Source organism: Actibacterium sp., assembly GCF_041584535.1.
Classification (GTDB): domain Bacteria; phylum Pseudomonadota; class Alphaproteobacteria; order Rhodobacterales; family Rhodobacteraceae; genus Actibacterium_D.
This window is the reverse complement of the sequence record NZ_JBFHDW010000045.1, coordinates 1-11962: the sequence shown is the minus strand read 5'-3', so window position 1 is coordinate 11962 and position 11962 is coordinate 1. Positions and strand designations below refer to the sequence as shown.

The window sequence follows — 11962 nt, the reverse complement described above, 5'->3', positions numbered from 1 at the left end:
CCGCACTGGCGGCCAACACGGTCGAACACTGGGTCGCGGCCCTGACCCGCCACGGCGTGCCCGCTGGCCCGGTTCTGAGCGTTCCGCAGGTGTTGGCGCACCCTCAGATCACCGGACGCCGGTTGGTGCAGGAATTCCCCGCCACCGCAGACGCCAAACCCACGCGTGTGGCGCGCACCGGCTTTCGGCTGGGCGATTCCGAGCCCACCGCCCAGACCCCGCCCCCAACACTGGGCCAGCATACCGTCGCGATCCTTGAAACGCTGGGCCTTGCCCCGACCACAATCGAGTTGCTGCGGCAAAAACAGGTCATCGCAGGTTGATGGACCGACCGGCCCATTGCCGCTATAACCCACACGACATTTCTTAATCCGGGCCATGAACAGATGAGCGAAAAACCGAAATCAGCAATGGGTGTCGTCGCGGTGGACCGCGCACTATCTATCCTCGATGCATTTCGTGGCACCAATGGCCCGCTGTCGCTGAAAGAGATCTCGGAACGCACTGGCCTTTACAAAAGCACCATCCTGCGCCTGCTGGGATCGCTGGAAACCTTTGGCTATGTTCGCCGGCTTGAAAACGGCGGCTATAATCTGGGTCCGAAGCTGACCGAGCTTTCTGCCGTCTATAGCGCGTCGTTCAATCTGGATTCTTTCGTGCTGCCGGTGCTGGATGCGATCGTGGCCGAAACCAACGAGAACGCCTCGTTCTACGTGCCTGAAGGTGATAAGCGGATCTGCCTGTTCCGCAGCGAAGCCCCGCAGATGATCCGCGATCATATTCGCGTTGGCGACGCCTTGGAGGCCAATCAAGGCGCCAGCGGCAAGGCCATCACCGCCTTTCTCGGCGGGCTGCCCGAGGACGTCAAGGCCGACGATCTGATGTTCAGTTCGGTCGGGGAACGGCATCCGGATATGGCCGCTGTCGCCTCGCCGGTGTTCGGGGTTTCGGGCAAACTGGTCGGGTCGCTGACCATCAGCGGGCCGAAAAACCGCTTTAACGCCAAGGAACGCCGCCAGCTTTCCCGCACTGTTCTGCGCGAGGCGCTTGAACTGTCGGCACGGCTGGGCGCCCCCCGTCAAAACCTGCCGCTGTAAGCAGACCGTTCAGGGCGCGCGGCGCTTTGGGCCGGTTTTGCGCGCCGCAGTCAGCCGCGCGAATGCCGCTTTCAAGGCCGGTCGGTCGCGCCGCTCCAGCGTCGAGAGTATCCGGCTGACCGTCTGGCGGATCGCTTCGGGGCTAAGGGTGTTCCATTCGTAGCGCACCCGCGCGGATCGCACGATTTCGGTGCGGCGCCACAGCTTGATCGCCTCGCCCACCAGTATCTCACGCGGACAAAGCGCATAGACGCTGGTCACGAACCGGTCGTTGCAGGACAGCCATTTCACGATGTCATCGTTCTGGATCGCGGCCTCGGCGGCCCGATCCAGCTTGCGCAATTCGGCCAGTTCGTCCTCGTTCGGCCAGATCAGCGCCGCGGAAATCTCGCGGTCGATAAGACGGCGCAACAGATAGAACTGGTCGATTTCGCTTTCGGTCAGCTTGGCGACGGAAAAACCCTGATGCGGCTCGTGGACCAAACTGCCTTCGGCTTCGAGAATGCCCAAAGCCTCGCGCACAGGCACCCGGCTGACGCCCAGCCGCAACGCCCATTCGGCCTGTTTCAGATGCATGCCGGGCAGCAGATCCCCCGAGCGAAAGGCAAGGCGGATGGCCTCGACCACCTCTGCGCTGCTTTGGCCACTTCTCCGGCTGCTGGGTTCCATACGGTCCCTTCCGTCAAGAATACGGGGCCGGGCATGCGCCAGGCCCCGTCTTCCTACCCCTGTTGCGGGTTATGCATCAAGAGAGATGACACTGCCCTCGGGCTGGGCGGCAAGAAACACCTCTTGCCAGGTTTTCGTCGCGCTTTCCTCGGCAAAGACCGAGCGGCACTTGAACGCGGCCGAGTCCGACGGATGCGACGGTTCTTCGCCGTTCTGCATCGCCTTGAGCGTGCTCAGCAGCTTGCGGCGCATCATGACGATGGCAAGGTCGGTCGACCCCAGCTTTTCGCGGTGACGCTGAGCGATCGGGCCGCCCATGTCCTCTTGCACCGCGACGTCCTGCATCCGCAGACCGGCGATGCCGGTCATGGTCTCGGTCGCTTGCGACGCGCGGTCGATCAGATAGTCGTTGTGGATGTTCGCCAGCGGCAGGAAGGTCTTGGGATCGACCCGCAGGTGCAGAATGTCGTCCTCTTCGAACCGCTTCATGTCAGCGTCGTCCATCGGACGGTTGGCGCGCCACGAGACGGTAAAGCCCAGCATGTTGGTGTCATCGACCGGCACCGCGAATGTCAGGTGCTGCGGGCGATCCGGGGTCTGCGGGATCAGCGTGCCGGCGGGCATGATATAGGGGGTCATGCGCCAGTTGATCTTGCCCTCGTGCGCCGTGCCATCCTGACCTTCGCGCTTGGCGATCATCAGCATGCCAAAGCCGGTGTCCTTGATCTCATACCGCGGGGCAAGCGCGATCATCGAGCCTTCGACCACCTCGTGCGCATGCAGCTGCTGCACATGGGCGGTGTCCAGTTCGCCTTCGAGGTTCTGCAGCCAGTTGCACAGTTGCAGACGCTTGGACGAATAGGTGTGATCCTCGGGCACCAGCGCGAATTCGAATTCGGGGAATGCCGGTTGTTTGTCCTCGGGGCCCATATAGGCCCAGATCACGCCAGCGGCTTCACGCGCGGGATAGGCCCGCAGCTTGACGTGTTCCTTGAAGCAGGTCTGCTCGGATTCAGCCGGCTGTTCCAGACAGTTGCCGTCCTTGTCGAATTTCCAGCCGTGATAAACACAGCGCAGACCGTCGCCTTCGTTGCGGCCCCAATACAGGTTCGCCAGACGGTGCGGACACATGGAATCGACCAGACCGATCGACAGGTCCTTGTTGCGGAACGCGATCAGTTTCTCGCCCAGAACATTGACCTTGGTCGGGCCTTTGTCAAAGGTGCCGACTTCGCGCGACAGCGCTACGGGCAACCAGAAACGCCGGAACAGATCGCCCATCGGCGTGTCCGGGCCGGTCTGCGTCAGCAGGTTGTTGTCCTCAATGGATAGCATGGTGTTCTCCCTCTTCGGTATTCATTTCATGCGGGGCCGCGGCCCTGGCACGTTTTGGTAAACTCAATCGAAAGCGATGCTGACTTCGGCACTGTCGACCAGCGCCTGACAGGTCAGCGTCAGGCCTTCGGCGATCTGGTCATCGGAAATGCCACCCAGATTGTCCTGCAATTGCACCGACCCGGACGTAACGCGGGCGATGCACAGGCCACAGAAGGCCGCCTTGCACGAGAACGGCAGGTTCAGCCCCTGACGCGAGGCCGCGGCATGGATCGTCTCGCCCTTGCGCACGTCGATCTGGTGCTCTTCGCCCTTATACCGGATCGAGGCACGGGCGGCCTCGCCGCTGTCCGCGACCGGCGCGGTTTCCGGCACATCCGCAACCGGATCAAAGCTTTCAAGAAACACGCGCCCCGCCGGGACACCGGCTGATTTCAGCCCGTCCTGAACGGCCGACATGAACGGACCGGGACCGCAAAGATAATATTCCGACACGCTGTCGGCATAGCCCTGAACCTCGGCCTGTTGCAGGATGCCCTGCACGCAATCCAGCCGATGCACCAACCGCATCCGCGCGCCGTATTGCGCGTGCAGCTTGCCCAGTTCCTCGCGGAAAATGATCTGATCGGGGTCGCGGTTGGCATAGACCAGCGTCACCTTGCGATCGGTCGATGTCAGGATCTGCTTCAGGATCGAGATGACCGGAGTGATCCCGCTGCCCGCCGCGAACAGCACCACCGGCGCCCGCCCCTCGTGCAGACAAAACACGCCCTTGGGCGGCATGATCAACAGCTCGCTGCCCGCCACGACCGAGTCCAGCAAGGCATTCGACACCCGGCCATCGGCAACGCGTTTGATCGTCACCTTGGGGTCGGCATCGACCTGCGGCGCGCTGGCCAGAGAATAGTTCCGCAACAGCGGCTCGCCGCCGACCTCGCAACGCACGGTCAGGAACTGACCCGAGCGATAGCGAAAGTCGTCAGCCAGCGCCGCAGGGATGTCAAAGACGATCGAGCTGGCGTCCAAAGTCTCGCGCACAACCTCTTTGACCCGAAGGCGAACAAAGCCCGGAACGGTCTCGGTCTGAACCGCATTTGTCTGAACTTGGGTCACGGTTTCTCCTCCATATTGCATGCAATTTAGTATTCGACCGCCATTTTTGTCAAGCTACCTTATATTCCGTGCGACCCGCTTTTGCGGCCGCGCGAAAATCCCGCTCAATACATTGTTTTCATTTATTTTTATTTTTCATAGATTCCAAAAATCTGCCCGGATCGCCGCAAAAATCCGGGGAAATCCCGCCAATTTAGCGTCTGAACCGCCCTAATTTGATTCGGGTTTTCGGAAAAAATAAGCCCCGGACAAATCCTTGCCGGGGCTTCCTGAAACGCGTGGGGTGGCCGGCGATTTAGGCCTTAGTCTTGGTCTGCAACGAATGATAACCCAATTGCGCCCGCGCCTCGCGCAGCGGCGTGCCGGCGCGCACGGCGGCGCGAATTTTATCTTCGGCGGCTTCGATCGCTTCGGCGGCATCAAGGATTTCATCCTCGCGCGCTTGCGGCAGAACCACGATGCCGTCGGAATCCCCGCGCATCAGATCGCCCGGACAAACCCGCGCATCCCCGATGTTGACCGGCACTTGCACCGCATCGACCTGAACCCGGTCCTTGCCGGTTTTCATCGAATAGCTGCGGGAATACACCGGATAGCCCAGCTTGAGACACAGATGCACGTCCCGGCACGGGCCGTCGATCACGGTGCCGCCAAGGTTCTTGGCATTGGCGACCTCGGTCAGGATATCGCCCCAGACCGTGCAATCCTCGCGGCCGCCATTGTCCAGAACCACCACCGTTCCCGGCGCCAGATCGTCAATGTAATCCCCGACCGTTCCCGGTTTCACCGGGTCGATCGGGCCATACAGCACCGTGAACGCCCGCCCGGCAAGGCCGACCATCTGGTCGCGCGGCTTGATCCCGCGGCACACGCCCTCGATGCCCAGCTTGTCCATCGCATCGGACAGCGTCGCCGTATCCAGCCTGCGCGCCCGCTCTACATTCTTGTCGCTCATCATCTGTATCCTTTCCGCCCTCAGGCGACTTGCCACCAATACATCCCCTGCGCTGTGCCGGTTCCTGCGGGCGTCCGGTAACAGGGGATATAATCGATATCGTGCATGACCACGTTTTCAGCCTCCAGCGCGCCGGCCAGCGAAATCCAGGTCTTGAACTCGGAGGTGCCGGCCTGAAGATCGCGCAGCGGAATCGAGGAAAGATAAGCCGCATCCTTTTCGCGCAAGGCCCGCACAAAGCGCTGGTCGAACTCTTCGTCGATGGCGAAATGGGTCATCCCGCCCGAGGCGAAAAGCACGACCTTCAGGTCGCTGTCCCAGCTGCGGATCGCATCGCCAACGGCTTTGCCAAACGTATAGGCGCGGTGCGCGGTCGGCTGGTTTGGCGGATAAAAGGTGTTCTGATAGATCGGCACGTTCGGGATCACGTTGTCGCGCATGACCTGCCGGTAGATGTGACCGAAAGCATGGCTGACGCCGGTGCTTTTGGGGTTATGCGTCGGCAGCTTGGGCGACCCGGCGATATCGAATTCCCGTTCGACCAGCGCCTGAATGATATGCCGCGCCAGCTCGGGCTGACCGTCATGTTCGATCCGGTGATCGGGGGCATGGCCCGGTTCGGCCTCGACGATACCCGGAGGCAGCATCCGCCGCCCTTCATCCGAGGACGGATGATGCGGGATCTTGTCGCCGTAATAGATCATGAACACCGGGTTCAGATCGTCGCCATAGATCTCTTGCTGGTCATTGCCCAGAATCACCGCCACATCGGCATCCAGCCCCGCCCAGATATCGGCCATCTTGGTCATCGCCGCCTGACAGCGGGCATGGTTCGCGGCCATCGCCTGGGGCGAGGATTTCTCGGCCAGCCCCTCGTCCTTCCGCATCTCAAGCAATTCGTCATAGGAATAGACCCCGCCACGGAACGGGTGCTTGGCGCGCCTGTCGAATTCGGTGCGCAAAAGCCATTGGTCCGGGGTGGTGTGAAGCTGCGGACCGTGGGCCGTAGCCATAGCGGCAACGATTTTCGCCATGCCGTTCTCCTCTCAAGAAAGCTGTGGGATTTCGCCGTTCGCGGCGCGCCATGCCTCGGGATCGCTCCAGGCGTGACAGGCAACGCGCACGCCTTCGGCTTCGACCATGGGCGGGCGTTCGATGCGGCAAATGTCGGTCGCATAGGGGCAGCGCGTGTTGAAATGACAGCCCGAAGGCGGGTTGGTCGGATCGGGGCCGCCCCCGTCCCAGGCGACCGGCGGCAGCCGGTGTTCGGGATCGGGCGGCAGGATCGAGCGGATCAACAGCTGCGTGTAGGGATGGCGCGGTGTGCGGAAGATGTGCTCGGACTCGCCCAGTTCCACCACCCGGCCAAGATACATCACCGCCACGCGCTGAGTCAGGTGCCGCACCACCGACAGGTCGTGGCTGATGAACACCGAAGTCAGGTTCAGGCGGCGGCTGAGATCGCGCAGCAGGTTCAGAATCTGCGCCTGCACCGACACATCCAGCGCCGAGGTCGGCTCGTCGCAGATCAGGATCTTGGGCCGGGTAATCAGCGCCCGCGCGATGGCGACCCGCTGACGTTGGCCACCCGACATCTGGCTGGGATAGGTATGTTCCAGCCGCGTCGGCAGCGAAACCATCTCCATGATCTCAAGCACCCGGTCGCGCACCTGCGACGGTTTCAGACCTTCCGACAGGATCAGCGGCAGCGCGATATTCGCCGCCACCGATTTGCGCGGGTTCAAAGATGAATACGGGTCCTGAAAGATCGGCTGCACCTGATGCGCCAGTTCTTTGCGGCTATAGTCGCCCAGATCCTTGCCATTGATGCTGATGGTTCCGGCGGTCGCGGGTTGCAGCCCCAGCAGCGTCTTGACCAAGGTCGACTTGCCACAGCCGGATTCCCCGACGATCGAGATGAATTCGCCGCGCCGCACATCCAGTGAAACATCGTTCACCGCACGCAGCAGGCCGGGCTTTGCGAAGAAGCCCTTGCGCAGCGGAAAGGCGACTTCGACATTGCGCAGGCTTAGGACAACATCGTTTGTTACGTCGAGCATCAGGCTGGCTCTCCCTGGAGTGAACGCCAATTTTCGCACAATGCGTCTTCGGATCGCAGGCAGCGATAGCCATGACCGGCGCCGAATTCGCGCATAAGAATTTCATCGCCCTTGGCACAATCGCCGTCGGCCAAGGCACAGCGGTTGCGAAAGGCACAGCCTTTCTGCCGACCGATCAGCGCCGGAACCATGCCGGGGATGGTGTGCAATTCCGCATCGGCATTGGGCGGCGCATAAGACGGAATGCATTGGATCAGCCCTTGGGTGTAGGGATGCATCGGGTCGGCAAACAGCTGTCTTGTCGGCGCGGTTTCAACGATTTGCCCGGCATACATCACCGCCACCCGGTCAGAAAGCGACGCGACGACGCCCAGATCATGGGTGATCAGGATGATCGCCAGACCGAATTCCTTTTGCAGCTCCGACAACAGCGCCAGTGTCCGCATCTGCACGGTCACATCCAGCGCGGTGGTCGGTTCGTCGGCGATGATCAGCTTGGGGCTGCACATCATCGCCATGGCGATCACCACGCGCTGACGCAGGCCGCCCGACAATTGGTGCGGATAGGCATTCAGCCGTTCCGAGGCGTTCTTGATGCCCACGCGTTCAAGCAGGAAAACCGCCCGGTCCCGCGCTTCCTTTGCGTTGCCCTTGCCGTGACGCAAGAACACTTCGGTCAGTTGGTCGCCGATCGTATAGACCGGGTTGAGCGAGGTCATCGGGTCCTGAAAAATCATGCTCAGGGTATTGCCGCGAATGCCCGACAATTGCCGCCGCGACATGTTCAGGATCTCGTGCCCGTCAAAGACGCAATGCTCGGCCCGCGCCTTGGCGATGCGCGGCAGCAGCCCCATCAGCGCCATGGACGAGATCGACTTGCCGCAGCCGGATTCACCGACGATGGCAAAGGTTTCCCCCGGGCAGATATCGAACGAGATGCCCCGCGTCGCCTGCAATTCCCCGACGGCGGTTTTCAAAACCACTTCGAGATTCCGCACGCTGAGGATCGGGTCGCCGCAAAAATCTTTGTCTTGCGCCATGGATCAGTTCCTTCCCTGCGGCTCGGTGATGTCACGGATGCCGTCGCCCAGCAGGTTGATGCCGATCACAAGGATACAAATGGCAAGGCCGGGGATGATGATGAGATGCGGCATGAAGAACATCGTGTCGCGGGCCTCGGACACCAGAATGCCCCAGGACGGGGTCGGCGGCTGAATACCCAGCCCCAGAAAGCTGAGCGCGGCCTCGATCAGGATCGCGATCCCCATTTCAAGCGAGCCGATGACGATGATCTGGTTCAGGATGTTGGGTAGAATCTCGCGGAACAGGATCCACGCCCGCGACGCGCCCGACACCTCGGCCGCCGCGATGAATTCGCGGGTGCGCACCTGTTGCGTTGCCGTGCGGGTGACAACGGCGAAGCGGTCCCAGAACAGCAGCGACAGGATAAGGGTGATCGACAACAGCGATCCGCCGAAGATCGACACAAGCGACAGGGCGATCAGAACGCCGGGCATGGCCAGTTTCACGTTGATGACAAAGATCATCAGGGCGTCGATACGGCCCCCCAGATAGCCCCCCAGCATTCCCAGCGTCGTGCCGACAATGCCGGAAATCACCGCGGCGCCAAAGCCGACAACCATAGTCACCTGCGTGCCCCAGATCAGCCGCGACAGCACGTCCCGGCCAAAGCCGTCAGTGCCGAAAACATGCTCCCAGCTGCCGCCTTCCTGCCAGACGGTCGGGGCAAGACGGTTTGCAAGATCCTGAACATAGGGATCAGACGGCGCCAGCAGCGGGGCGAAGATCGCCCAGATCAGCGCGATCAGCACGATCAGGGCGCCGATCTGCAGGCCGGCGTGGCGCTTGGCCATCTCCCAGCTTTGCTGACGCGGCGACGGCATGGGCAGATCCATGTTGTCGAGAGGTGCGGGTGCATTGGACATCGGACGTACTCCTTCAATGCAGACGAATGCGCGGGTCGATGCGCGCGTTGATCAGGTCGGACAGCAGCGTCAGCACGACATAGACAAACGACAGGACGAACAGGATCGACTGAACCACCGGGAAATCGGCGCGCTTGATCGATTCATAGGCCAGCGATCCGATGCCATTCAGCGAGAACACCGACTCGACGATCACCGATCCGCCCAGCAGAAATCCCAGCGACACCGCCGCCAGCGCGACCACCGGCAACAGGGCGTTGCGCAACGCGTGTTTGAAGAACACCACCGTCGGGCTAAGGCCCTTGGCCCAGGCCATCTTGACGTAATCGGCATCCAGCGCCTCGATCATGCCGCCTCGGGTCAGGCGCATGATCTGCGGCATGACCATCGTGGACAGGGTGACCGTGGGCATGATGAAATGCGCCCATGTCGAACTGCCGGAAATCGGCAACACGCGCAGTTGCACGCCGAAGACATAGATCATCACCAGCGCGAACCAGAAACTTGGCACCGCACTGCCAAACACCGCCATGCCCAGCGCCAGCCGGTCGATCCAGCTGTTGCGATAGACCGCCGCGAACACCCCCAGCGGCAAGGCCACGCAGATCGCAAGAAACAGGCTTGAGACCGCAAGGGTAAAGGTCACGGGCATCCGGTCGGTGATCAGGGTAAACACAGGGTCATCGGTAAACAGAGACCGTCCCAGATCGCCGGTCACAGCCTTGCCCGCCCAATCGAAATATTGCACCAGCATCGGCCGATCCAGACCATAGAGCACGCGAATTTCGTCCACCTGCGCGGGGGTCGCGCCTTCGCCGGCAAGGTTCTGCGCCAGATCCCCGGACAGCCTGAGCAAGCCAAAGCTGATGATGGACACGGTCACCACCACCAAAAGGGCAATTCCCAGTCGCTTCACAAAATAGCGCCACATGGCAGCCTTCTCTCCCTGTTACCGACCGAAAAGGTTTCGGGCCGGAGTTCGTTACGCGTCGATCTTGAAAAGTGCCTGAGCATTCCCGCCAAGCACCGCGTCTTTTTCCGCGTCCGAGATGAAATCGCAGTCGCGGATAAAGGGAACGATCGTGTCGAAGGTCATCCCGGTTTCGGGGTTGATCGCCGATCCGACGCCCGGCATCTCGGCGCCGAACAGACAATGTTCAGGGCCAATGACCTTAAGCAGCAACTCGACCGCTTCGCGCGAATACAGCACGGTGTCATAGTAAAGCTTGCGCATCCGATCGGCAAAGCGCGGCGGGCGGCGCACGGACGAGCTGTCAAATCGGCCGAACTGATACGGGATCGCCCCGCCCCCGTGGCTGACAAGGATCTTCAGATCGGGGAAATCGTCCAGCACCGAAGACTTGCACAGACCATAGACGGCGGTGGTTTCTTCATTGATGAAATGCAGCGAATAGGGCTCGCGTTCGGGCAGGCGCGAACTGGCCGAGTGGATATGCCCGACGACGTCAAGCTCGCACAGCTTTTCATACAGCGGATACCAATAGCGATCGCCCATCGGCGGGGCCTTTTCGCCGGAATTCTCGAACGGGTCCGGGTTTACCAGACAGCCGCGGAAACCCATTTCCTTTACACAGCGCTCCAGCTCGGGCAGCGCGTTCTCGATCGGATCGCCTGCGGTCTGCGGCAGGCCGGCCATCGGCACGAACCGGTCGGGATACATCGCGCATTGACGCGCGATCAGGTCGTTGACCTCTTCGATATACCAATGCACCAGTTTGGCGGGCTTTTCGGAATGCATCATCTGATAGGGGCGCGGCGACAGAACCTGCATATCCACGCCTGCGTCATCCAGACAGGCAAGATGGCCCTTCGGCGCCATTTCCACCCGATCGAACGCCGCCTGAATATCGGCATCCGTGGCGCCAACCTTGCCGCGGCCATGCGCGCCGCGATGTGACATCAGCCCCGCTTTGTAAGCGGGCAATTGCGTGGGAACAGCCATGTGAGCGTGGCAGTCGATGATTTTTCCCATGGTTCCTTACCTTCTCAATATCGCAGCGCAACGCGGCGCGGCCGAAACCGCCCGGTGCTGGTGTTCACTTGTGACCGTCATCCGCGGCGGCGGTTTTCTGATCGCGCGCGCGGCGGCGCTGATCGAAGAACTCGGAGGTGCGCTCGCGGAAGCCGCCGGCCTGTGCGGTCATCGAGGCCAGAACGGATTCGGTGAAGAACCCACCATTCGCGCCCATCTGGGATATGTGCGAGACGCCATTGATAATGGCAAAGTTCGACACGGCCGAATTGCCGACGATCGCTGCGGCCAGTTCCTCGGCCTTGGCCAGCCCTTGCCCGTCCGGCACCACGTAATGCGCCAGCCCCAGATCAAAACCCTCTTCGGCATCGAACTTCCGACCGGTCAGCATCATTTCGGTCACCCGACCTGCGCCGATGATCTGCGGCACCCGAACCGAAGCCCCACCGCCGACAAATATGCCGCGCTGGCCTTCGGGCAATTGGAAATAGGCCGAGGCTTCGCAGACCCGCACATGGGTCGAGGCCGCCAGTTCCAGACCGCCGCCGATCACCCCGCCCTTCAGCACGCTGATTACCGGCACCGGGCCATGCTCAAGCTGGTCAAAGACGCGGTGCCATGCGCGCGACCGGAAAATTCCGCTCAGCGGATTGGGCGAGCGGTTCTGCATCCGCTCGATCAGATCCAACCCGGCGCAGAAATGCTCGCCTTCGCCATGCAGGATGATGACCCGCACCGTTTCCGGCAGATCTCCTAGAAAATCATCAAGCTCTTCGATCATCTTGTCATTGATG

General features: G+C 61.5%; 13 protein-coding genes. 2 read left to right on the top strand and 11 right to left on the bottom strand.

What is annotated here, in order from left to right; translation table 11 throughout:
* Both ABYW26_RS03835 and ABYW26_RS03830 read left to right on the top strand, forming a co-directional pair.
* Positions 1-323: CoA transferase (locus ABYW26_RS03835; RefSeq protein ID WP_372603474.1), on the top strand; the 323-nt coding region annotated here is incomplete at its 5' end.
* A 63-nt stretch (positions 324-386) separates the two neighbouring features.
* Entirely contained in the window at positions 387-1097 is a 711-nt protein-coding gene (locus ABYW26_RS03830; protein WP_372603473.1) for an IclR family transcriptional regulator, read from the top strand.
* Positions 1098-1106: 9 nt separating this feature from the next.
* On the opposite strand, the gene ABYW26_RS03825 is transcribed toward ABYW26_RS03830, so the two are convergent.
* From ABYW26_RS03825 to ABYW26_RS03775, 11 genes are all read right to left on the bottom strand, one after another.
* Positions 1107-1766, bottom strand: a complete 660-nt coding sequence (locus ABYW26_RS03825) for a GntR family transcriptional regulator (RefSeq protein WP_372603472.1) — start codon at positions 1764-1766, stop codon at positions 1107-1109.
* A 69-nt stretch (positions 1767-1835) separates the two neighbouring features.
* Positions 1836-3101, bottom strand: a complete 1266-nt coding sequence (locus ABYW26_RS03820) for a Rieske 2Fe-2S domain-containing protein (RefSeq protein ID WP_372603471.1) — start codon at positions 3099-3101, stop codon at positions 1836-1838.
* Between the two features lie 63 nt (positions 3102-3164).
* A complete protein-coding gene (locus tag ABYW26_RS03815; RefSeq protein WP_372603470.1) occupies positions 3165-4214 on the bottom strand; it encodes a 2Fe-2S iron-sulfur cluster-binding protein in 1050 nt (349 codons plus the stop codon).
* A gap of 295 nt (positions 4215-4509) precedes the next feature.
* Positions 4510-5169 (bottom strand): RraA family protein, encoded by a 660-nt coding sequence (locus ABYW26_RS03810; protein ID WP_372603469.1) that lies wholly within the window; start codon positions 5167-5169, stop codon positions 4510-4512.
* Between the two features lie 20 nt (positions 5170-5189).
* Positions 5190-6203, bottom strand: a complete 1014-nt coding sequence (locus ABYW26_RS03805) for a hypothetical protein (RefSeq protein ID WP_372603468.1) — start codon at positions 6201-6203, stop codon at positions 5190-5192.
* A 12-nt stretch (positions 6204-6215) separates the two neighbouring features.
* Positions 6216-7229 (bottom strand): ABC transporter ATP-binding protein, encoded by a 1014-nt coding sequence (locus ABYW26_RS03800; RefSeq protein WP_372603467.1) that lies wholly within the window; start codon positions 7227-7229, stop codon positions 6216-6218.
* Entirely contained in the window at positions 7229-8269 is a 1041-nt protein-coding gene (locus ABYW26_RS03795; RefSeq protein WP_372603466.1) for an ABC transporter ATP-binding protein, read from the bottom strand. Before ABYW26_RS03795 ends, ABYW26_RS03800 begins: the two co-directional genes overlap by 1 nt.
* Before the next feature lie 3 nt (positions 8270-8272).
* Entirely contained in the window at positions 8273-9175 is a 903-nt protein-coding gene (locus ABYW26_RS03790) for an ABC transporter permease (RefSeq protein ID WP_372603465.1), read from the bottom strand.
* Between the two features lie 13 nt (positions 9176-9188).
* Complete coding sequence (locus ABYW26_RS03785; protein WP_372603464.1) at positions 9189-10106, bottom strand: ABC transporter permease; 918 nt, start codon at positions 10104-10106, stop codon at positions 9189-9191.
* A 51-nt stretch (positions 10107-10157) separates the two neighbouring features.
* Positions 10158-11168, bottom strand: coding sequence for an amidohydrolase family protein (locus ABYW26_RS03780; protein ID WP_372603463.1), 1011 nt, complete (start codon positions 11166-11168; stop codon positions 10158-10160).
* A 64-nt stretch (positions 11169-11232) separates the two neighbouring features.
* The coding region (locus tag ABYW26_RS03775) for a crotonase/enoyl-CoA hydratase family protein (protein ID WP_372603462.1) at positions 11233-11962 on the bottom strand (730 nt) is incomplete at its 5' end.